Origin of the sequence: Schaalia naturae (assembly GCF_042665795.1) — a bacterium.
Classification (GTDB): Bacteria; Actinomycetota; Actinomycetes; order Actinomycetales; family Actinomycetaceae; genus Pauljensenia; species Pauljensenia naturae.
Genome location: NZ_JBHTEF010000001.1, coordinates 378,866 through 401,502, shown reverse-complemented (window position 1 = coordinate 401,502; position 22,637 = coordinate 378,866). Strand labels below are relative to the sequence as shown.

Sequence of the window (22,637 nt, the reverse complement as noted above, 5' to 3'; positions counted from 1 at the left end):
GTCGCCCATGCCCCGTCGGCGGCCAGGCCGCCCAGCGATCAGCGATCGCCGCGAGCAGGCCCCATGGCCCGAAGGTGCAGACATCAAGCCTTGACCTTTCTATGGTGCTTCATCGACAGATAAAAGACCAAAGAGTGGACAGTCCTTTACATCATATGTGGGAACCTGCTTCCATTAAATGGAAGTCAGTCCGGTGATCAGCTGGTCCAACCGAACACAGTCATCCGGCCGACGGCCCGGACGAGCGGACAGGAGGAACGACATGGCACGAATCGTGGTCTGCGTCAAGTACGTGGCCGATCCGCCGGAGGAGGCAGTCGTCGGGCATGACCTCAGACTCGTTCGGGACGAGGGGAAGGGAAGAATGGGCGAACTCGACGACTACGCGGTCGAACGAGCGCTGGAGTTCTCCTCCCTGTCTGACGACCGCCGCGTCTGCGCGCTCACCATGGGTCCCTCGGGCGCCGAGGAGGCGCTGCGGCACGCGCTCGAGCTCGGCGCCGACGAAGCTGTCCTCATCACCGACCCGGCACTGGCGGGAAGCGATGTGCCCGCCACGGCGAAAGTCCTGGCACGGGCGGTGACCCACCTGGGAGACGTCGACGCGGTGTTCTGCGCGATGTCGTCGACGGACTCCGCCACGGGCCTGGTCCCGGAGATGCTGGCCGCCGAACTCGGATGGACCCCGCTCACGGATGCCGAGTCGGTCGTCGAGGACGGCGCGGAGGTGCGGATACGACGTAGCAGTGCCACCGGAAACGCCGAGTTCGCAGCCACGGGACCAACCGTCGTCTCCGTCACCGACCAGTCCGGAGAGGTTCACTATCCGTCTTTCAGGGATCTGAGGACCGCGCGCAGAACGCCGATCGCAACGCTCGCACTGGACGACCTCGGGCTCGACGAGTCGCAAGTGGGAACGAACGCCAGCCGGCTCCAGGTCCTCGACGTCCAACCGATACCGGCACGCGAGAGCGAGCGCCGGATCCTCGTGGACAAGGACGGCTCCGCAGCCGAGGAGCTCGCTCGTTACATCACCGAGATCACCAGGGATTAGGAGCAGGAGATGCCCAGAGCAATCGCAGTCGTCGACGCCACCTCCGGCCCCCCGGACCCTGGTGCTGTCGATCTGGTCCTGGCAGCCGGGGAACTCGGCGAGGTCACCGCCCTCGTCGTCGGCGCCCTGGCGTCGGGAGAGACCCACGACCTCGGGACACCGGACGTGCGCGTCCTGGACATGGCGGACGACGGCGCCGGCCTCGCCGACGCCGTCGTCGTGCAGTCGGTCGTCGACCTCGTCCACGCCCTCCGCCCATCGGCGGTCGCGCTCCCTGCCGGCCTCGAAGGAACCCGACTGGCGGCGCGGCTGGCGTCCCGGCTCGAAGCGGGCGCCGCCACCGACGTCTCGAGGCTCTGGTTCCACGACGGGAGGGTGCGTGCGTCGAAGTCCGTTCTCGGCTCGCGCTTCACCACCACTGTGGAGGCCCGGTGCCCCGTGCTCGTGTGCACGATGAGACCGCAGTCCCATCGCGTGTCCACGCCCTCGGACAGCGCATCGATCTCTCACTTGACGGGTTCCTCCTCCGCCGCCGGCCCCTGGCCGCGACTGATCTCATGGGCCCCCACGCCGCCGCAGGCCCGCCCGCCGCTGGGCACAGCGAGAACCGTCGTCGCTGCGGGCCGCGGCTTGGCCGGTCATGCGACCCTGGCCGAGGATCTCGCCGATGTCCTCGGTGCCGCAGTCGGAGCAACGCGGGCGCTCGTGGACGAGGGGGTCTATCCCCAGTCCCTCCAGATCGGTCAGACAGGCGCCACCGTCTCCCCGGACGTCTACATCGCCCTGGGGATCGCCGGAGCCGTCCAGCACATGTCTGGAGCAATGGGCGCCTCTCACATCGTCGCCATCAACAACGACCCGGAGGCCCCGATCCACGCCCTGGCCGACCTCAGCGTCGTGGGGGACGCCACGGTCGTGGTGCCCCGTCTGGTTGAGGCCCTCCGAAGCCGCCCGAGCCCAGACGGGACCGCTCTCCCCTGACCGACCACCGCTTCCTCTGACCACCACCACCGGGACACCCCGCACAGATCCGCCAGAAAGGCACTGCAATGCGCACCGACATGAAACGCCACCTCAGGACCGTGACCGCGGCCAGCCTCGTGCTCATGCTCCCCCTTCTCGCCTCGGGATGCTCATCGGGTTCCTCCGACGAGAGCTCGCCGGCCAGTGGGGCGTCTGCCGACCCGGCGACGGAGAGTCTCTTCGACGAGCTTCCTGAGGCGGTTCAGGAAAGCGGCACGCTGACCATCGCCACAGATGGCAACTACGCCCCCATCGCCTCGATGGACACCGATGGAACGACCCTGATCGGACTCGACATCGATCTGGCGGAGGCCCTCGGCACAGCCCTCGGCGTCACCGTGGACGTCCAGAACGCCTCCTTCGACGCGATCATCCCCGGAATCCAGGGCGACAAGTACGACGCCGGGATGTCGTGGATCAATGACACCGACGAGCGCCGTGAAGTCGTCGACTTCGTCGACTACAGCCGTGATGGAACGAGCCTCGTCGTCCTCTCGACGCTGGAGAATCCGCCCACCAGCCTCGACGAGCTGTGCGGCCTCACGGTCGCCGTGCAGAAGGGATCCCAGGGCGAGTCCGACGCCCAGAGCAAGGAGGCCGACTGCGAGACCGCGGGCAAGCCCGTCACGGTGAGCTCCTATCCCGACCAGGGCACGGCCAACGTCGCTCTGGAGGGAGGTCGCGCGCAGGTGACCATCATGGATGAGCCCACGGCCGTTGACCTCGTGGAGACAACCGACGGCAAGTTCGCCACGACCGGCGAGTCCTACGGCAAGGTGTACCACGGTGTGGCGGTGCTCAAGGACTCGGGCCTGGCGGAGCCGATCGCCAAAGCCTTCGACCAGATCATCGCCGACGGCACCTATGCGGAGATCTTCGAGAAGTGGGGACTCTCCGACGCGGAGATCCCCGCGCCTCTGATCAACGGGGAACCCATCAGCTGATGACACCGGGGAGGCTGTCCCCCCAACCGCCCTGACGGAGTCAGCCTCCCCGGTCCCGGTCGGCGACCGAGCAGTCCCACCAGGGAAACGAACCACGACCGCGCACTGAGAGTGGGAGATGGCGCCAATGCCACGGATAGGGCAGTCAGAAGACGCGGCTCAAGCCGCGAAGGTGGGGCGCGAGATGCGCTCTGGCCCTCCGTACCCCGAGATCCGTCAGCTTCAGCATCGAGGGCAGTGGCTCGCTCTGGTCGTCATCGCCGTCGTCCTCGTCCAGGTCGCCACGTCCATGACCACGAATGAGCGCTTCCACTGGGACATCGTGTTCAGCTGGTTCGTGTCGCCCAGGATCCTCAAGGGGCTGCTCAACACCTTGCAGCTCACCATTGTGTCGATGGTGGTGGGCATCGTCCTGGGAGTCGTCCTGGCCGTCATGCGCGGCTCAGCCAACAGAGTCCTCGGCGGAGTGGCCTGGGTCTACATCTGGTTGTTCCGAGGCACGCCCGTGTTCGTGCAGCTGCTTCTGTGGGGTTCCTTCTCCGCTCTCTATCCGACCATCGACGTCGGCCTGCCGTTCTTCCAACCGCTGGTGTCCGTCTCCGCGAACGACGTCATCACCCCCTATATGGCCGCCATTCTCGGGCTCGGCCTCAATGAGGCCGCCTACATGGCGGAAATCGTGCGAGGAGGGATCGCCGCCGTCGACTCCGGCCAGGAGGAGGCCGCGCGCGCCCTGGGGATGCCGCATCTGCTGGTGCTGCAGCGAATCATCCTGCCGCAGGCCCTGCGTGTCGTGGTACCGCCGACATCCAACGAGCTCATCGGCATGCTCAAGACCTCGTCCATGGTCTCGGTCCTGGCATACCCGGACCTGCTCTACTCCGCGCAGCTGATCTACACGGACAACTATCAAGTCATCCCGCTGCTCATCACCGCCTCCTTGTGGTACCTCCTGGTGAGCTCTCTGCTGAGCGTCGGCCAGTACGCCCTCGAAAGGAACCTCGCCCGTTCAGACCGCGACCGTCCCGAGAAGGGAGAGGACCAGTGAGCGCCCCTGTCATCGGACCGGCCAGCACTCCCATGGTTTCCATGAGGGGCATCACCAAGGCGTTCCACGGCAGACCCGTGCTGCGCGGCGTGGACCTCGACGTCGAACGCGGAACCGTGTGTTGCCTCCTCGGACGCTCCGGGGCCGGCAAGTCCACCCTGCTGCGCTGCATCAACGTCCTGGAGGACATCGACTCGGGCATGGTGGTCGTCGACGGGAGGCTCATCGGCCATCGCCTTGAGAAGGGATTCATGCGTCGGCTCCCGGAGAAGCAGCTCTCCGCCCAACGAGCCGAGCTCGGCATCGTGTTCCAGCGGTTCAACCTCTTCTCCCACATGACCGTCCTGGAGAACATCGTCGAGGCTCCCGTCCGGGTGCGTCACGAACCCCGCGTCGAGGCGGAAGAACATGCCCGCGAGCTCCTACGGAAGGTCGGCCTGTCCGGCCGCGAGAATTCCTACCCCTCCAAGCTCTCAGGCGGCCAGCAGCAACGTGTGGCCATCGCACGTGCCCTGGCCATGCGTCCGAAGGTCATGCTCTTCGACGAACCGACATCCGCCCTGGACCCGGAGCTCGTCGGCGAGGTCCTGGCCGTCATGCGGGACCTCGCGAAGACGGGGATGACCATGATCGTCGTGACGCACGAGGTCGGATTCGCGCGGGACGTGGCAGATCGTGTCGCGTTCATGGACGACGGCCGCATCGTCGAGTTCGGCCCGCCCGAACAGGTGATCGGCAACTCCCAGCACGAGAGCACACAGGTGTTCATGTCAAAGCTCAGGGCATGACGACCCCGCCGAGGACACCGCGCGAAGGCGGATCGCATGGGCGGCCCGTCCGCCCCGCCAGCACCGCGCCACGAACCGCAGTCGTCTGGGAAGGAGCAAGTCAATGACGTCCAGCACGAGCGCCGATCTCGTCATCATCGGGGCAGGGATCCTGGGGTGTGCAGTCGCGGCACGGGCCAGCGCCGTCGGGCTCTCCACGGTCGTCGTCGACAGGCTCGGGGCGGCCGGACGCGGATCCACCGGCTCCAGCGCCGGGATCGTCCGCGTCCACGCCGAGGACGTGCCCGGATCGATCATGGCAGACGAGTCGTTGCCTGCCTGGACCCACTGGCGCGAGTTCGCCGAGGTCCCCGGCGACCGCCCCGCGGCGCGGTTCGTCCAGTGCGGCACCCTGATCCTGGACGGCGACTCCCCTTTCGCCGCACGAGTCACCCAGGTGATGCGGAGCGCCCGCGTCGCCTATGACGTCCTTGATGCCGACCAGGTGCGCGGCGCATGGCCGGATCTGGACATCTCGCTGTTCGGCGGGCCCTTCGCCGCGGACGATCCCCGTTTCTGGGAGGCCGAGGGCCGGCCACTGCGCGCCAGCATCCACACCCCCTCGACGGGCTACGTCGGCGACCCCGCTCTGGCCGCACAGAACCTCCTGGATCAGGCGCAGGCCCGAGGTGCGCGATTCATGCGCGGACGCTCGGTCACCGGGATCCAACGCCACGGATCCGCGCTGTCGGCGGTGCTCCTCGACGATGGGACCAGGATTCCGACAGGGGCCGCGCTCGACGCGGCCGGCCCGGAGTCGATGGGGCTCCTGCACGCCATGGGAGCGGACGCGGACTTCACCGTACGGACCCGTCCCGTGCGTGAGGAGCTCCATCACATTCCCTTGGACCCAGACTCCTCGCTCGCCCGATCAGGCCTTCATCTCGTGGACTCGGACCTGGGGGCGAACTGGCGCACGGACGGCTCGGCCGTGCTTGCCGGGTCCAACGGCGCCGCGTGCGACCCTCTGGAGGTCCTCACGGATCCGAACGCCTTCTCTGTCGAACCGACACCGGCTGCATGGGAGCGTTCTGTCCTGCGAGTTGCCCGCCGCGTTCCCGGCATGGGAGTCCCCTCCCGCGTCCAAGGGCTGGCCGGGGTCTACGACGTCACCGACGACTGGATCCCCATCTACGACCGCACCGAGGTGGCCGGCCTCTTCGTCGCCCTGGGGACCAGCGGGAACCAGTTCAAGACGGCGCCCGTGGTCGCGGAGTTTCTCGTCGAGATGATCCGAAGGGGATTCGACGGCGTCGATCAGGACGCGAATCCCCTCCGCTACATCGCCCCGGGAACCGGACGGGCCATCGACACGTCCTTCTTCTCGAGGCGACGGACCCCGCACATCTCCGGAGGGAGAGGCTGATGACAGGCATTGAGGAGAGCGCGCTCAAGGAGTTCTGGGACGACGAGGCGCCTCGGAACTACATCGCAGGGACGTGGCGGGAGGCCGGGCGACGATACGACTCGGTCAACCCCTCGACCGGGTCCGTCTTCACGAGCGTCCCCGACTCGACCGCGCAGGAGGTCGACGAGGCCGTCTCCGTTGCTCAGGCGGCGGGACCGCAGTGGGCCTCATTGTCTGTCGGCCAGCGCGTCGAGACTCTGATGGGCCTCGCGCCCCTCCTGGAGGACTGGAGGGAGAGGCTGACTCTCCTGGAGTCGATCGACTCCGGGAACCCGTTGGGAGCCACACGCCGGGACAACGAGCTCGGAGCCCGCTACCTGCGCCAGTGGCCCGCCCAGGCACTGACACGGCAGGGGGCCTTCAGACAGCCCTACGCCGATGGCGTCTCGCTGACCACCCGGGTTCCCTACGGGGTCGTCGGCAAGATCATCGCCTACAACCATCCCACGCTGTTCCCCGTCGCCGGCATGATCTACCCTCTTCTCGCCGGCAACACCATGGTGATCAAGGCCTCCGAGCAGACGCCTGTGGCGACGCTCGCACTCGGTCGTGTCATCGGGGAGGCCCTTCCAGCAGGCGTCGTCAACATCGTCTCGGGTCGAGCAGAGGCAGGTGACGCTCTTGCCGTTTCTCCCCGTGTCAAGCGACTGGCTTTCACCGGTTCCGGGTCCACGGCCTTGCGCATCCAGTCGCGGCTCTCCGTCTCCGGCGTCGTCAAGCACTTCTCCGCGGAGCTTGGGGGCAAGAACGCCATCGTGGTCTTCGCTGATGCGGATCTCGACCGTGCCGTTGAGGCGATCGTCGCAGGCGCCAGCCTGACCATCTCCCAGGGGCAGTCCTGTCAATCGACGGCTCGAGTGATCGTTCAGGACCCGGTGGCCGCTCTCGTCGAGGAACGAGTGAGCGCTCGCCTGAGAGCCCTGAGGGTGGGGCCTGCCTACTCGGCGACCACCGACATGGGACCTCTGGTCTCCGCGACTCATCTCGGCAGGGTCCTCGGCCTGGTGGATGAGGCGGTCTCCATGGGCGCGCGAGTCGTCTGCGGCGGCGCGCGCCTGCGAGACAGCCTGGGCGACGGCTTCTACATGGAGCCCACGATGCTCGCCGACGTTCCGAGCGGGGCTCGGATCGCGACCGAGGAGGTCTTCGGACCCGTTCTCACGCTGGAGACCTTCTCCACAGAGAGTCAGGCCATCGCTCTGGCCAACCAGACCGATCTGGGACTGAGCGCCGCTGTATGGACGGACTCCGTCGAATGCGCGCTCCGCGTTTCCTTCGCTCTTCAGGCCGGCTACGTGTGGGTCAACGACGCGAACCGGCACTACTTCGGAAGCCCCTTCGGGGGCGTGAAGGGATCTGGAACGGGTCGAGAGGAGTCCCTGGAGGAGTTCGACTCATTCACGGAACTGCGCTCGGTCAACATCAGGGTCCCCGGGTTGAACGGAGCCGGACATGTCGGCATCTGAGCCCGCGCTCGAGGCCATGCGACCTCGGGTGGTTGTGGGGATCTCGGGCGCGTCCGGAGCCGAGATCGGCATCCGCCTGCTGGACGAGCTTCGTCTTCTCGGCGCCGAGACTCACCTGGTGGTCTCCAGGGCCGGGGGGATGACGGTGCGCCAAGAGACCGACATGAGCTTGCAGGCATTGAGAGGACATGCCGCCTTCTCCTATGCGCCCAGCGAGATCGGGGCGCGCATCGCCTCCGGTTCGTTCCGTACCGATGGCATGGTCATCGCCCCGTGCTCGGTCAGCACTCTGGCCAAAGTGGCGCAAGGGATCGACTCGACCCTGCTCACACGCGCTGCCCACGTCACGCTCAAAGAACGCCGACGCCTGGTCCTGTTGCTCAGGGAATCGCCACTGACCCTCGCCGACATCCGAAACATGGAGGTGGCGACGCTCATGGGGGCGGTCGTCGCCCTTCCCGTCCCTTCCTTCTATCTGCGCCCCGCTTCCCTTGGCCAAGCCATCGACGACATCGTCGCCCGGACGATCGAGCACCTCGGGCTCCCCGCCCCGGGCCTGCGTCAATGGCAGGGCCTGGACCGTTCCCATTCGCAGCAACGAACAGAGAGATGAACAATGCCAACCATCATTCTCGGCGGCAAAGAAGCAGAGATCGGCGTCGTGCAGCAGGCGCTCGACGGGCCCGTGCATGTGGAGCTGGCCGAGGGCGTCCTCGACCGGGTGGAGGCGGGATACCAGGTCATCACCCAGGCGATTGCCAGGGGGGAGACGATCTACGGCGTCAACACGGGGTTCGGCAAACTCGCCAACCGGCGGATCTCGCAGGAGCAGCTCCTCGAACTCCAACGGCGTCTCATCGCTTCGCACATGGTGGGCGTCGGCGAGCCGTTCGCCCCGCAGATCGTCCGCGCCGTTCTCGTCGTCAAGCTTCTCTGCCTCATCCAGGGTCGTTCCGGCGTCCGACCGCTCATCGTCAGAACGCTCGTCGACATGCTCAATGCGGATCTGCTCCCCATCGTCCCCTCCCAGGGCTCAGTGGGAGCATCGGGCGACCTCGCCCCGCTCGCGCATCTCGTCGGAGCGATGACCGGCATCGGGGACGTCCTCGTGGAAGGCGAGCGCGTCTCCGCCGCCGAAGGATTCGCCCGGTGCGGAGTCGAGTTGGTCGAGCTCGGCCCGAAGGAGGGCGTCGCCCTCATCAATGGGACGCAGGTATCGACAGCGCTCGGGATCTACGGGCTCATCCTCGTGGAACGCGTGTTGAACGCGGCGGTCGTCGCCGGAGCACTCACTCTGGAGGCAGCCGCCGGGCGCCAGGAGGCCCTCGACGCCCGGATCCAAGAGATCCGGCACCAGCGCGGCCAGATCCGGATCGCGGAGACGATGCGCAGGCTCGTCGCAGACTCGGAGGTCCTCGATGTCGAGTTCGAGGGACGCAGGCTCCAGGACCCTTACTCCCTTCGCTGCATGCCCCAGGTGATGGGCGCTTCGCTCGACCTCATGGGCTTCGCCGCCGACCTGCTCTCGCGCGAGCTGAACTCGGTATCCGACAATCCGCTGATGTTCCCGGAGGACGGCTCCATCCTCTCCGGAGGGAACTTCCACGGAGAGCCTGTCGCCTTCGCCGCCGACATCCTCGCCCTCGCGGTGTGCGAGATCGGTTCTCTCTCGGAGCGCCGCATCGCGCTGCTCATGGATGAGAGCATGAGCGGACTCCCGCCCTTCCTCATGAAGGGGGCGGGACTCAACTCCGGCTTCCTCATGACCCAGGTGACCGCGGCCGCCTTGGTCGCAGAGAACCGATCGAGGGCCTTCCCTGCCAGCGTCGACTCCATCCCCACTTCGGCCGGGCAGGAGGACCATGTGAGCATGGCCACCCATGGGGCGCGTCGACTGAAGGACATGGCCCGCAACGCGGCCGAGGTCGTGGCCATTGAACTGATCGCGGCATCGCAGGGCCTGGACCTGCGCAACGGAGGCCGCCCTGCTCCTGGGCTCGCCGGTGCCTACCGGATGGTGCGAGACAGATCCGCCTTCCTCACCGAGGACCGCGCACTCGCCCCGGAGATCGAGGCGGTGGCCTCTGACGTCCTTGCCGGCTCCTTCGAGCTGGTCGCCGAGATCGACATCGCCAGCGCCCTCGGACGATGAGCTGCCGCACCATGGACACCACCGCCAATGCCACCGGGACAGGCAGCGCCACCGGTCTGCGCGCCTACCTTCGCGCTCTCCGTGACCAGACCCGTGACCTTCTGGTCGTCGAGCGCGAGGTCGAAGCCGGTCAGGAAACATGCTCCATCGTCAAGGCGCTGGAGCCCCTGGGGGCTCCTGCGGTGCTCTTCACCGCCGTCAGAGGGAGCCGGTGGCCCGTCGTCATGGGGCTCTTCGGCACGCGACACCGCATCGCCGCGATGATCGGGACCGACGAGGGAACGGCCCTGGACCGCGTCCTCGCCCTGCAGGACGGGCCCCTCGCCGACGTCGAGGAGGTCGACGACGCCCCAGTGCAGCAGTGGCGCCGGACCGGGGACGAGGTCAGCCTCGCCGACCTGCCGATCGCGGTGCACTCCCGCGATGACGCTGCTCCGTATATCACGTCAGGGGTCATCGTCGCTCGCGATCCCCGCACCGGTCTCATCAACACGGGGATGTACCGGATGATGGTCCTCGATGAGCGGCATGTGACGGTCAACGCCGCACCCGACCACGATCTCGGCCGGATCCTCGCGAAGGCCCACCACGACGGGACAACGGTGCCGATAGCCATCGTCATCGGTCACCACCCCGCTTACTTGGTCGCGTCCCAGGTGAAAAACCCGGCCACCGTCGACTCCCACCGGATCGCCGCAACGCTGATGGGCGGGCCCCTGCGTGTTGCGCCTGCCTTGACGGTCGATCTTCCAGTCCCTGCCGATGCGGAGATCATCATCGAGGGGGTCATCGACCCGGACGCCATGTCGGAGGAAGGCCCCTTCGGGGAATTCTCGTACTACTACGGGGCAACGAACGCTCCGGTGTGCACCGTGCAGGCCGTGACGGCACGGACCGACGCCGTCTTTCTCGACCTTCACCCCACGCATCGTGAGCATCTGGGCCTGTGGCTCTTTCCCGGAAGGGAGGCCAGGTTCCTCCAGCGCGTGAGGGAGAGCTGCCCCGGCGTCCAACGGGTGAGGATCCCGTTCCACTCCGGGGGACTGACCGCGTTCATCAGCATCAGCAAGGAACATGAGGGAGATGGAAAACAGGCGATTCTGGCGGGATTGGCGGCAGACCATTTCCTCAAACAAATCGTCGTGGTCGACGACGATATCGACATCTTCGACGACCGCCGGGTCCTCTGGGCCGTGGCGGTGCGCTCGCAGGCGGATGCTGATCTGGTGACCCTGGAAGGGGCCAGGGGGATCAAGATGGACCCCTCAGCGACGGCGTTCACCGACCGGGGACGGCCCGACTATGTGAGCGCCAAGGCCGGCGTCGATGCCACCCGCAGGCTGCATCCTCGGTTCCCTGTCGCCGCCGACCTGCCCCACCCGGGTCTCGAAGACCTGGATGCCCTCGCCGCCTTCGAGGGGCGGGACCGGCGCGAGCTGGACGGGCGGTGGCGCCATCTCCTCGATTTCCGTGAGTGAGGATGATCGCCGTCCGACCTGAAGATCCGCTCAGCGCCCTCCGAAACCGGACGTCACGATCCCCTTCACCAGGTGCTTCTGGAGGGCGATGACCAGGAGGATCATCGGCAGCATCGAGATCACCGAGGCGGCCATCACCAGATGCCACTGGCTCCCCTGTTGGCCGAAGAACTGCTGCAGGCCCAGCGGGACCGTGCCGAGGGAGGACACATCGTTGACGACGATCAGCGGCCAGAGGAAGGCATTCCAGTAGCCGATGAACGTGAAGACCGAGACGACGGCGATCGTCGGCTTCGCCAATGGGAGCATCACCGAGAAGAACGTCCTCAGCACACCCGCTCCGTCGACCCTGGCCGCCTCGTCGAGCTCCATGGGAACCGTCAGGAAGAACTGGCGCAGCATGAACGCGCTGAAGGCGGAGAAGGCCGTCGGCAGGATGAGGGCCTGGTATGAGTCCACCCACCCGAACTGCTGCATCAGCACGTAGGAAGGGACGACGAGAACCTCTTGGGGGACCATCAGCGTGGCGAGGAACCCGGCGAAAACCAGCCCGCGGGACCTCCAGCGCAGACGGCTGAAGGAATAGCCGGCGAGGACTCCCACGGCCGCGTTGAGCACGGTTCCCAGAGCGGCGACGAGCAGGGAGTTCGCCAGGTACCGGCCGAACGGCGCGTAGTTGAAGGCCTCAGCATAGTTCTGCCAGCGCAGCCCGGAGCCGAAGATCGTGGGCGGTACCGAGAAGATCTCGTCCGGCTCCTTCAGCGAGGCCCCGACCATGTACACCAGGGGCACCAGGAAGAGCGCCGCGACAAGCCACAGTGCGATCTGGCTCACCGCATGCCGCAGCCCGGCCGACCGAGACGGACCAGGATTCGAGGAGTCACTCATAGTGCACCCACTTCTTCTCTCCCCAGAACTGGAGAATTGTGATCGCAAGGATGATGAGGAACAGCAGCCACGCCGCGGCCGCCGCTATCCCGAGGCGTTGGAACATGAAGCCCTGGCTGTAGATGAAGTACACCAATGTCGTCGTCGACGACCCTGGACCGCCCTTCGTGAGGATGAAGGGCTGGGTGAACACCTGGAACGACGTGATCAACGTCATCGTCGCCCCGTAGAAGACCGACGGCGTGATCAACGGTAGCTTGACCGAGAAGAACGTCCTCACGGGCCCCGCTCCGTCCAGCATCGCCGCTTCGACGACAGAATCGGGGACAGAGTCGAGCGCGGCCGAGAACACGAGCATGTTGTAACCGAATCCTTGCCACACGCTCATCATCACGATCGCGGCCATGGCCCATTTCGGATCGTTCAGGAAGTCCGGCGCGTGGGTGCCGAAGAGACCTTGAAATGCGCCGTCGATGAGCCCGTCCCTCTGATACAGGAGCCTCCAGACCACCGTGTTCGCCACGATAGGGGTCACCGTGGGGATGAAGAACACCACCCGGAAGAACTGTCTGTGCCGGACGCGCGGGCCGGACAGCCACGCCGCGATTCCCAAGGACACGACCAGGTTGAGCGCCAGATAGGAGACGACGAACTCGCAGGTGTTTCGGACCGCCGCCCGGAAGACCGGGTCACCGAAGAGCGTTCTGTAGTTCTCCAGCCCGTTCCAGCTTCGAGACCCGATCATCGGCCAGTTGAAGAGGCTCATGACAACCGTCATGACGATCGGCAGGACGACGAAGACGAGCAGGCCGACGGCTTGGGGTCCGGCAAAACCCGGGCCCCACAGTCGATCCCTCGACCGGGTCGCGCTCCCGCGGACGGCGTGCGACCGCCGCGAGGCGTTGTCATCGTGTCTCTTTGTCAGTGCATGCGTCATGCTGCGACCTACTTCCCATCATGGTGGGTGTGGCCGGCCCCAGCCGGCCACACCCACCACCGGCTACTTGAGTTGAGACGCGATCTCGGTGAAGGTGCTCTCCGGGTCGCTCGTCCCGTTGACCGCAGCGACGCCGTACTGGCCGAGGAGCTGATTGAACTGGTTCTGCAACGTGGAGCTGGGGAGCGGGATCGAGTCCTTCTGAGCCGCCTCCAAGGTCTCCTTCACATTGAGAACATCGGAGGCCTTCTCGTACCACGCCTCCTGTGCGTCCGTCCGCGCGGGGAAGGCCCTTCCTTCTGACGCAAGCTGTTCCAGCGCGCTCTCACCTGTCATGATCTCAATGGCGCGCATGGCCTTCTCGGGAGAATCGCACTTCTTCGAGATTCCGAAACCTGATCCCGACGAGTACGTCGTCCCGCCGCCCGTTCCCGACGGCAGGCTCGTCACCCCCATCGCGAAGTCGGTCTTGGAGGAGAGGTCCAGCACGGACCAGGGTCCGTTCACATGGCTGGCGATCCGGCCGGAGATGAACGCGTTGTCGTCTGCCGTTCCATCCGCTCCGTCTGCCGTGAGCGCTTCCCCGTTCTTGACCAGATCAGCGATCCAGGAGACCCCGCTGAGGAACGCATCGTTGGTGACATCGAACGTGCCGTCCTCGGAGACAGCCTGGCCCCCGTTGTAGGCGAGGACTTGAGACTCGAGGAAGGTGTCCTCGACCGTCGCGCCGAATGCGAGGTCGCCGGCCGCCTTCAGCTTCTCGGCCGCCGATTCGAACTCGTCGGCTGTCATCGTGGCACCGGGGTCCGGGACACCCGCCTCCTCGAACATGTCGCTGTTGTAGAAGAGGATCGCAGGTCCGGTGTCATAGGGAAGCGCATAGAGGTTGCCGTCGACCTTCATCGCGTCCAGTGCGACGGAGTCGAACCCGGAGAGATCATCCTCGTTCACGAGGTCGTCAAGGGGAACCAACGCGTCCTGATAGGTTCTCACCCTCGCGGACTGGATTGAGACGAGGCAAGGCGAGTCGTCCGACGTGATCAGCGTTCCCAGCTTCGTCCAGTAATCGTTCCACGGCGATCCCTGCAACGTCACCGTGGTGCCCGGATCCTGTGCGGGCACGAGGTCCGCAATCGCCTTCCAGGCATTCTGGTCATCGGTCGAGCTCACCCACATCGACCATGTCAGGCCCGTTGCCGATCCGCTCTCGCTCTGCGCCCCCGAGCCTGAGCCCGAGGAGCATCCGGCCATCGCCAGCGCTGCGATGCATGGCATTGACGCCGCGATGACGGCATTCCTGTGTTTCATGATGTCTGCTCCGATTCTGTTCGTTGTCGACATTGACAGTCCTGCTTCGACTATCCGTGCAGATAGTCCGACCTGCGTACTTCTTTTTTCTTGTCCCCCAGCACGATTCGGACGCTCACCCCGTGCTCCGTCGTCCGCGTCTCCGGGAGCACGACCGCGAGCTCCCCGTCGCTGATCTCGAACGGCGCCTCATCCGCCGTGTCGAAATCGCCCGCCCTTCCAGCGCCGAGGACGCCGACCCCCAGCACGTCCTCATCTGACAGCCCTGACGCCCTCCCGAGGCTCTTGATGCGCAGGACTCCGTCCGGCGGCCAGACGGTCGTCGTGGCATACAGATAGGACTGATCAGGAAGTTCCCGGCAGGTGAACCGGATGTCCTCGTGTGTCAGGCCCAACGCCGTCGAGTCGGTGAAGGATCCGCCCTGCACTCGTGTCGGCCCCTCGCCGAAGACCTTCCACGGCCGGGTGCCGTAGATCGCCTCGCCGTTGACGGCCAGCCAAGCTCCGAGCCCTTCGAGAATCCGTCGTTGTTCCCCCGGAATCGTGCCGTCGGCATTCGGACCGATGTTCAGCAGCAGGACTCCGTTCTTTGAGACGACGTCGACCAGTTCGTCGACGACGTCCTTCGGCGACTTGTAGTCCTGATCGGAGACACTCGACCACGAGTTCCGCGAGACCGAGGTGTCATTCTGCCAGACGTCCTCGCGGATCCCGGTCTGGGCGCCCCTCTCGACGTCGAACACGGCGGTTCCCTCGGCGAAGGCGTCGAACTTGTAGTTGATGACGACAGAACGCCCCCACTCGGCCGCGCGGTTGTAGTAATACGCGGCCAAGAGCTTCAGATAGGGCTTGAAGGCGGGCCGCTCGATCCACCAGTCGAACCACAGGACCTGTGGCCGATACCTGTCGATGATGTGGGTCGTGCGGATCAGCCAGTCTTCCAGGAACTCCTCGTTGGGATCCGTCTCCTCCCGCATCGCGGGACCGTAGAAGTCCACGTACCTCGGATCACGAACGTCTGAGTCGAACCGGTTCCCGCCTCCCATATAGAACCAGTGCTCCGCCCGGTGCGACGATGCCCCGACCGTCATGCCGCGCCTGCGGACCGCGTCTGCGAGGTCGCCGAAGATGTCGCGCCCCGGACCCATCGTGGTCGTCTTCCACTCGGTCCGCGGTTCGTCATAGAGGGCGAACCCATCGTGGTGTTCGGCAACAGGGACGACGAACTGGGCACCTGCCTGGTAGAACAGCCGGGCCCACTCGGGAGGATCGAAGTCCTTCATGGTGAAGTCCGGGATGAAGTCCTTGTAACCGAAGGCAGAAGGAGGCCCGTACGTCTCGACGTGGTGATTGAAGCTCGGCGTGCCCTGCCGGTACATGTTCCGCGCGTACCACTCGTTCCCGAATCCTGGAACCGAATAGACGCCCCAGTGGATGAAGATTCCCAGTTTCGCGTCGAGATACCACGTCGGCACACCGTATTCCCGCAGTGACTCCCACGTGGCCTCGAACGGGCCCTGGTCGATGACGGCACGGATATGCGCGAGCTCGTCATCATTTCTGGTCGTGCTGTTCATGGTCTGGCTGCTCCTGTCTGTTCCTTGGCCGGGCGGTCAAGCGAACCGATCTGTCTCTGCGAGTCGCTCCTCGCCGTCGATCGCACTCGCTATGCCGCGGCCTCGTTGATATCCCTAGTTCTCTCGGGTTCCGATTGTCAGCAGAAGGTTCGCGCACATTCGCTGATCGGCCGTGGCGATGACCAGAGCCACGTCGGGGGTGCGCACCTTGTCGTAGAACTCGAACCGCTCTCGAACGGTGATCGGCACCGCCTCGCCGAGGATCTCCTGGTATTCCCGGTGCGCCGGCACCTCTCCTTCCGGGCAGGCCATGACCTCCGCCGATTCGACGTTGATGGCATCCAGGAGCACCCTGAGGACCTGCGTGACGGTGAGCGTCCCGGGAGCCAGGTTGAGGTGGACGACCGCGCTCCTCGGATTCACGCCCGTGGAGTGGGGATAGTTCCCGTCCGCGATGAGCACCTTCGATCCGTGGCCCGCGCCTGCCAGAGCGGCGATCAGTTCCGGGTGGATCAAGGAATATCTGAGCATTCTTCTTTCTCCTCTTCGAGAAACGCTCGTGGCGTTCTTGTCGGCCGGGCTACCCGACCTCGTGGATGGCAGGACTCGCCTGACGGATCAGGTCCAAGTCCTCTTGACGGAAGGATCCCGTCGTGTCGGACATGGCCACAGCGCTGGAGACCCGCACGCCGGCCACAAGTGCGGCCACCGGGTCCCCACTGGACTGGTGCTCCACGGCAAAGGCTCCCACGAATGCGTCGCCGCATCCGACGGTGTTGGCGACCGGGACATCCGGAGCCTCGACCCACCAGGCCCTGCCGCCGAACGCTCCCACGGCGCCCTGGGGACCCAGAGAGACGACGACCATCCGAACCTGGTGCTTCTTCGCGACCTCGATGGCAGCTCGGGCCGCCGACGAAGGACAGCTCACCTCCTCTCCCACCAGATCACGGATCTCGTCGGTGTTCGGCTTCACGAAGTCCGGGCGTGCCTGCAGTCCATGAGACAGGCAGGCACTGGACGAGTCCAGAAAGGCCAGGGCCCCCGCGGCGTGGATCTCGCGGATCAGGTCCGCGTAGAAGCCCTCTGGACAGCCCCGGGGAGGTGAGCCGGACATGGCGACGATCGAACTGCGGGACGCCTGGTCGCGCACGACGGCCAGCAACGTCTCAAGATCCCCCGAGTCGACCGTCGGCCCCGGCTCCAGGATCTCTGTCGAATGGCCGCTCGCATCGATGATGTTGATGCAGCTGCGCGACTCTCCGGAGATCCGCACGAATGCCGGGGCGATCCCTTCTTGCTCGACGTTCTCCGCGATGAAGCTCCCCGCGTGTCCGGCGATGAAGCCTGTCGCGATGACATCGCAGCCGAGTCTCCTGGCGACGCGCGCCACGTTCAGGCCTTTCCCGCCTGCTGTGCTCTCCGCCCGGCGGGCCCGCATCACGGTGCGTGGGGTGAGAACGGAAACCTCAAGGCGGCGGTCGATCGCCGCGTTGAGCGTCACCGTCGTGATCGCGCCCCTTTCGCCTGCGTTCATCGTCAGGCCTTCCCTTCGCTCCCGATGATCGCGATCCGGGCCTTGACGCCCTCGGCGACGGCATGCCGCGCAGGAACGCCGAACTTCTTCGGGTCGATGGTGCCCGAATACTCCTGTAAGTGCTCCCGGACCGCCTTGGTGTAGGCGATGCGCAGCTCCGTCGCAAAGTTCACCTTGCAGACGCCGCGCTTCACGCACTGAGCCACCACTGCGTCGTCCAGACCGGAGGATCCGTGGAGGACCAGGGGGATGGACACGACCTCGCGGATCCGCGAGAGCAGGTCCACGTCGATGTGGGGGACGCCCTTGTAGATGCCGTGGGCGGTGCCGATGGCCACGGCGAGGGAGTCCGGATCCGTCTTCTCGACGAAGTCCACGGCCTGCTGGGGATCCGTGTAGGCCACCCCTTTTGAGCGGAGCTGGTCCTCCTTCCCACCGACGGTTCCGAGCTCGAGCTCCACGGGGAGCCCCATCGCGTGGCACATCTGCGTGACGCGCTGCGAGACCGCCACGTTGTCCTCGTAGGGATGCTGGGAGCCGTCGTACATCACGGAGGTGTATCCGGCCTGCACCGCGCGCGCAGCAAGGTCGAAGGAGTTGCCATGGTCGAGATGGAGGGCGACCCCGACGCTCGCGGTCGCGGCTTGGGCACGCGTCATCGCGAAGAACATCTCGACCCCCGCGTAGCCGAGAGTCCCCGGGGTCGTCTGCAGGATGACAGGCGAGCACAGCTCCTCGGCGGCGGCGATCACCGCCTGGACCATCTCCATGTTCTCAACGTTGAACGCGCCCACGGCGTAGCCGCCGGCCTGCGCGTCCGCGAGCATCTTCTTCGTCGTCATCAATGCCACGGTGGATCAGCCCTTCTTCTCGTCCGCGTAACCGTTCCAGCCCGGGATCGTCCCGTCGACGTCCCAGATGTCCAACCACGAGCCCGCTCCGGGCCACAGGAAGACCTGGCCCTTGATGAGGCGGCTGTTCCGCTCCACCGTCCTCATCTGTTCGAGTTCCTCGGGTGTGAGGGGGTCGCGGGTGACCGCCTCGAGGTTGGAGATGTAGTTCCGAGGCCTGACCGAGAATGGGATCGGCACCTGCCCTCGTTGGACCGCCCATTTCAGACAGATCACTGCCGGGTGGACCCCGTGGGCCTCGGCGATGCGTCGCAGGACCGGCATCTCGATGTCGGCGAAGTCCTCGTCCGTCCGGTCGCGTTCGGGCCGCGCGGGAGATCCGATCGGGGAGAATCCGACGGGCTGGATCTCGTGGTCGAGGCAGAACTGGAACAGCTCCCCCTGTTGGAACGTGGGGTGGAGTTCCATCTCGTTGATCGCCGGCTGGATCCGCGCATCGCGGATCACCAGGGAGAGCTTCGCAACGGTCATATTGGATGTCCCGATACGGCGCACCAGCCCTTCGTCGACGAGTTGCTCCATGGCGCGCCACGTCTCCATGAACTCTCCATGGGCATAGGGGCGGGACCGCGGGTCACGCGCATCGGGATCTGCGTATGGGGCGTGGTAGTTCGGGAAAGGCCAGTGCACGAGGTAGGCATCGAGATAGTCCAGTCGCAGGTCGGACAGCGTCTGCCGGACGGATGCGGCGACCGCCTCCGGAGCGTGGGCGTCGTTCCAGACCTTCGAGACGATGAAGAGCTCCTCGCGGGGTGCCGTCGTCCCGGCCTCCTCAGAGAGGACCTCCCCGATGAGGTTCTCGTTGCCGTAGCAGGAGGCGCAGTCGATGAGCCGGTATCCGGCCCGAATGGCTCCTCTCACCGCGGCTGCGATCTGCTCGCCGGGGACGTGATCGGACCCGAAGGTGCCCAGGCCGATGCCCGGCATCGCACCGCCGTCCCTGAGCCGACGCTGCGGAACGCTTGTCGGGTCGACCCTCGCGCCAGTGGTCTCAGTCATCGGATTCCTCTCCTGGGCGATTCTGGGCGCCGCCCTCTCCCTGAACGAACATGAGCTTCCCTTTGACGGCGCCGGGCGCCTCGTAGAGGCGGAAGGCATCCCCGACATCGGCCAGAGTGAAGGTGCGTTGGCCTTGGAGGAGTCGGGGGCTCCACCTCAGCTCCCCGTTGGCCAGGCACTCGACCGTGTCCGTCCATTCGCGCCCGGGGAACGGCGCCGAGTAGGACATCCACGAGGCTGTGAGCGTCACCTCTCTGCGATTGAGCAGTTCGAAGGTGCTCGCCGGGAACTCGAGGTCACGGTGGGAGTTGCCGATCAATGTGATGCGCCCGCTCTTGGCGACGAGGCGCATCGCTTGGATCTGGGTCGCGTTCTGGCCTGCGGTCTCGAAGATGTGGCTGAACCCGAAGCCCCGCGTGAGCTCTGCGGACCGCGCCTCGACGTCCTCCGTGCGGGAGTCGACTGCCGCGTCCGCCCCCAGTTCGAGGGCGAGAGCGAGGCGCTCGGGGACGATATCGAAGACGGTGACGCTCTTGGCGCCGAGGATCCGCGCCCACTGAGCGGCGAAGAGGCCGACGGTGCCGCCGCCGAGGATCGCCACGTGCTCTCCGGGACGGAAGCGACCGACGCGCAGCCCGTGCAGGGCGACTGTCGAAGGCTCGATCATCGCTGCGCGGACGAAATCCGTCTCCTCGCCGATCGGGACGAGGTTGCGCGCAGGAGCGGAGACGTACTCGGCGAGGGCGCCGTACCGACTCGACCCGATGAAGGCGTAGTCGGGACACATCGAGTAGCGCCCTCGTTGGCACATCTCGCAGGCCATGCAGGGGATCAGGGGAGCCACCGCCACTCGGTCGCCCACCTTGTGGCCTGTGACTCCGGATCCGACCTGGGCGACGACGCCCGAGAACTCGTGCCCGAGGACCATGGGGTAGAAGTGGGCGGCGTCGGAGAGGACCCGCGGAACGTCGGAGCCGCACACCCCAGTGGCACGCACGTCGATGAGGATCTCGCTTTCACCCGCCTTGGGGATGGGGAAGTCCTCGTATCTGACATCCCTGGGACCGTGGAGAACTGATGCCTTCATCGCGTTGTGCCTTCTTTGTCGGCGATCGGTGACGTCCTGTGCATGAGTGGCGCGAGGTCGTGATAGAGCTGCCGGAAGACCTGGAAGCCCTCGCGGTAGACGGAGGAGGTGCCGGGATCGGGCTCGTGGATGCGCTCGACCGCGGCGAGCATCTGGCGCGCGCCGTCGAATCCGCTGACGCTGCCCGTGCCGACGGCGGCGAGCACCGCCGCGCCCAGCGTCGAGGCCGCAGTCGGCGCGGCCACTTCGATGGGGCGCTCCATCACATCGGACTTGATCTGGGTCCACAGGCGCGACGAGGCGGCTCCGCCGACGCTGCGCATCGTCTGGACCTTCGCACCTGCCTGCTCGGCGATGATGATGTTGTCCAGAACCGAATAGGCCACGCCCTCCATGACCGCCCTCCACACGGCGCCGCGCGACGTGGAGAACCCCAGGCCGAAGAGCACTCCCCGTGCCTTCGGGTCCCAGATCGGCCCCCGTTCACCGGAGAGGTAAGGCAGGAACCACAATCCCTCCGCGCCCGAAGGGACGGCCTCCGCCTCCTGGTCGATCTGCCGGTAGGTCAGCGCACCCGCGGCGAAGGTCTCGGCAGCCCATCGCAGACTCGCGCCTCCCGCGATGGTGCCCCCCTGGAGGAGCCAGCGTCCGGGGACGACATGGCGGGAGAGGATCAGCCTCGGATCACGGACGGGGCGGTCGGTGACGACGGACATGCCGCCCGCCTGTCCTCCTTGCTCCTGCGTCTGGCCAGGATCGACCACGCCCGCGCCCAGGGAGGCGCAGGCGGCGTCCAGGCCTCCAGCCACGACTGGCGTCCCCTCGGCGAGTCCGGTGGCCCGAGCACCGGAGGCGCCGACGACCCCGACCACCTCATGGCAGGCGCTGACGGGGGGAAGGAGCCCGAGGTCGAGGCCGAGCGCATCGGCGAGTCCGGGGTCGTAGGCGCCGGCGAGCGTGTCGAAGGCGTGGATCCCGTAGGACTGGCTCGAGTCCTGCGTCCATTCCCCCGTCAGGCGCTGGACGATGAATGAGTTCGATTGCAGGACGTGGGTGGTGCGCGCATAGACGCTGGGCCGGTGCTCGCGGAACCACATGATCTTCGGTGTCGTGTACGAGGGGGAGAACCTGTTCCCTGAGGTCTTGAGGAAGACGTCCTCGCCGAGTTCGCCGACGGTCCTGTCGCAGATGTCCTGGGCGCGGGTGTCCATCCAGATCGGCGTGTTCGCCAGCACACGCCCCTCGTCGTCCATCATGACCGCGGACCATGACTGGCCGGAGACGCCCACGCCCGCCACCGCGTGGGCGCCGATGGCCGAGACGACGGCGCCGGTCGCCTCGGCGGCGGCGTCCCACCACTGTTCAGGATCCTGTTCCACTCGGCCAGGACCGGGGACCAGAAGCGGGTACTCACGGCTCTCTTCGGCAATCAGCTCGCCCGACGTCGTGAAGGCGGCGACCTTGCACGCCGAGGTCCCGATGTCGATACCGATGACCGTCCGCTCCACTGTTGATCCTCTCGCGCCTCGTCGCGCCGGGTGTGTCCTCTACCGGAAGAGCAAAACGTTTCCTCCTCCAGAGCGAAACGATACTACTTTGCTGTCCGCTGGTCAATGCCCTCGTGTGCGAGATCCGACCCGGGTCGCGCCATCTGGTCGCGATTTCGTGACGTTGCAGGATGTCTGCGCTGATGAATGAGGAGTCGGCGAGCGGGCGGACGGCACGGGTCGGGGGCCCGCTCGTCGCTGGGGCGAGCCGTTCAAAGACGACATCGTCGCCCCGGCGACGACCGGCCGTTTCGCCCACCGCTCCGGCGTCCCCGCCAAGGAGGTCGGCAGCAACTGGACTCGAATGCCGAAGAGCGGGCTCGTCCGGACTCGACGGAGGAAAAGGGGACCCAGCGTCGGAGGCGCAGACGGTTCTGAGCGCGCGAGCGCCTCATCGCCATCGCGGCGTTGCTCGCCGCGCGCATGCTCGCCCCGCGGCTCTGGCG

The 22,637-nt window shown here is 66.3% G+C and carries 20 protein-coding genes; 10 read left to right on the top strand and 10 right to left on the bottom strand.

All coding sequences use genetic code 11. The features are described from left to right. Positions 1-262: 262 nt before the first annotated feature. The 10 genes from ACFQWG_RS01760 to ACFQWG_RS01715 all read left to right on the top strand — a co-directional run bounded on the left by ACFQWG_RS01760 (position 263) and on the right by ACFQWG_RS01715 (position 11,400). The gene (locus ACFQWG_RS01760) at positions 263-1,054 is read left to right on the top strand and encodes an electron transfer flavoprotein subunit beta/FixA family protein (protein ID WP_380971551.1); all 792 of its coding nucleotides are present in this window, start codon (positions 263-265) and stop codon (positions 1,052-1,054) included. 9 nt (positions 1,055-1,063) lie between these two features. After that, positions 1,064-2,035 (top strand): electron transfer flavoprotein subunit alpha/FixB family protein, encoded by a 972-nt coding sequence (locus tag ACFQWG_RS01755; protein ID WP_380971550.1) that lies wholly within the window; start codon positions 1,064-1,066, stop codon positions 2,033-2,035. 80 nt (positions 2,036-2,115) lie between these two features. Further along, entirely contained in the window at positions 2,116-3,021 is a 906-nt protein-coding gene (locus tag ACFQWG_RS01750; RefSeq protein ID WP_380971548.1) for an ABC transporter substrate-binding protein, read from the top strand. Between the two features lie 184 nt (positions 3,022-3,205). Then, positions 3,206-4,069, top strand: coding sequence for an amino acid ABC transporter permease (locus ACFQWG_RS01745; protein ID WP_380971546.1), 864 nt, complete (start codon positions 3,206-3,208; stop codon positions 4,067-4,069). A 32-nt stretch (positions 4,070-4,101) separates the two neighbouring features. Further along, positions 4,102-4,857 carry an amino acid ABC transporter ATP-binding protein gene (locus ACFQWG_RS01740; RefSeq protein ID WP_380976164.1) on the top strand — a complete coding sequence of 252 codons (756 nt, stop codon included), beginning with the start codon at positions 4,102-4,104 and terminating at the stop codon, positions 4,855-4,857. Between the two features lie 103 nt (positions 4,858-4,960). Then, a complete protein-coding gene (locus ACFQWG_RS01735) occupies positions 4,961-6,262 on the top strand; it encodes an NAD(P)/FAD-dependent oxidoreductase (protein ID WP_380971544.1) in 1,302 nt (433 codons plus the stop codon). Beyond that, positions 6,262-7,770, top strand: coding sequence for an aldehyde dehydrogenase family protein (locus tag ACFQWG_RS01730; RefSeq protein WP_380971542.1), 1,509 nt, complete (start codon positions 6,262-6,264; stop codon positions 7,768-7,770). The genes ACFQWG_RS01735 and ACFQWG_RS01730 overlap by 1 nt, the downstream gene beginning before the upstream one ends. Next, entirely contained in the window at positions 7,757-8,383 is a 627-nt protein-coding gene (locus ACFQWG_RS01725) for a UbiX family flavin prenyltransferase (protein WP_380971540.1), read from the top strand. Before ACFQWG_RS01730 ends, ACFQWG_RS01725 begins: the two co-directional genes overlap by 14 nt. A 3-nt stretch (positions 8,384-8,386) precedes the next feature. Further along, positions 8,387-9,922 carry a histidine ammonia-lyase gene (gene hutH / locus ACFQWG_RS01720; protein WP_380971538.1) on the top strand — a complete coding sequence of 512 codons (1,536 nt, stop codon included), beginning with the start codon at positions 8,387-8,389 and terminating at the stop codon, positions 9,920-9,922. 11 nt (positions 9,923-9,933) lie between these two features. Next, complete coding sequence (locus ACFQWG_RS01715) at positions 9,934-11,400, top strand: UbiD family decarboxylase (RefSeq protein WP_380971536.1); 1,467 nt, start codon at positions 9,934-9,936, stop codon at positions 11,398-11,400. 30 nt (positions 11,401-11,430) lie between these two features. On the opposite strand, the gene ACFQWG_RS01710 is transcribed toward ACFQWG_RS01715, so the two are convergent. The 10 genes from ACFQWG_RS01710 to ACFQWG_RS01665 all read right to left on the bottom strand — a co-directional run bounded on the left by ACFQWG_RS01710 (position 11,431) and on the right by ACFQWG_RS01665 (position 22,152). Continuing rightward, complete coding sequence (locus ACFQWG_RS01710) at positions 11,431-12,234, bottom strand: carbohydrate ABC transporter permease (protein WP_380971534.1); 804 nt, start codon at positions 12,232-12,234, stop codon at positions 11,431-11,433. A gap of 46 nt (positions 12,235-12,280) precedes the next feature. After that, positions 12,281-13,225 carry a carbohydrate ABC transporter permease gene (locus ACFQWG_RS01705; protein WP_380971532.1) on the bottom strand — a complete coding sequence of 315 codons (945 nt, stop codon included), beginning with the start codon at positions 13,223-13,225 and terminating at the stop codon, positions 12,281-12,283. A gap of 63 nt (positions 13,226-13,288) precedes the next feature. Next, a complete protein-coding gene (locus ACFQWG_RS01700) occupies positions 13,289-14,533 on the bottom strand; it encodes an ABC transporter substrate-binding protein (protein ID WP_380971530.1) in 1,245 nt (414 codons plus the stop codon). Between the two features lie 50 nt (positions 14,534-14,583). Further along, on the bottom strand, positions 14,584-16,110 hold the full coding sequence (locus ACFQWG_RS01695; RefSeq protein ID WP_380971528.1) for an alpha-L-fucosidase: 1,527 nt from the start codon (positions 16,108-16,110) through the stop codon (positions 14,584-14,586). 114 nt (positions 16,111-16,224) lie between these two features. Continuing rightward, positions 16,225-16,641: an RbsD/FucU family protein gene (locus ACFQWG_RS01690; protein WP_380971526.1), complete on the bottom strand. Its 417-nt coding sequence runs from the start codon at positions 16,639-16,641 to the stop codon at positions 16,225-16,227. A 49-nt stretch (positions 16,642-16,690) separates the two neighbouring features. Continuing rightward, a complete protein-coding gene (locus ACFQWG_RS01685; protein ID WP_380971524.1) occupies positions 16,691-17,647 on the bottom strand; it encodes a 1-phosphofructokinase family hexose kinase in 957 nt (318 codons plus the stop codon). A 2-nt stretch (positions 17,648-17,649) separates the two neighbouring features. Continuing rightward, positions 17,650-18,489 (bottom strand): class II fructose-bisphosphate aldolase, encoded by an 840-nt coding sequence (locus tag ACFQWG_RS01680; protein WP_380971522.1) that lies wholly within the window; start codon positions 18,487-18,489, stop codon positions 17,650-17,652. A gap of 15 nt (positions 18,490-18,504) precedes the next feature. After that, complete coding sequence (locus ACFQWG_RS01675; protein WP_380971520.1) at positions 18,505-19,557, bottom strand: aldo/keto reductase; 1,053 nt, start codon at positions 19,555-19,557, stop codon at positions 18,505-18,507. Continuing rightward, positions 19,550-20,644: a galactitol-1-phosphate 5-dehydrogenase gene (locus ACFQWG_RS01670; RefSeq protein ID WP_380971519.1), complete on the bottom strand. Its 1,095-nt coding sequence runs from the start codon at positions 20,642-20,644 to the stop codon at positions 19,550-19,552. Before ACFQWG_RS01670 ends, ACFQWG_RS01675 begins: the two co-directional genes overlap by 8 nt. Beyond that, complete coding sequence (locus ACFQWG_RS01665; protein ID WP_380971517.1) at positions 20,641-22,152, bottom strand: xylulokinase; 1,512 nt, start codon at positions 22,150-22,152, stop codon at positions 20,641-20,643. Before ACFQWG_RS01665 ends, ACFQWG_RS01670 begins: the two co-directional genes overlap by 4 nt. Positions 22,153-22,637: the final 485 nt, after the last annotated feature.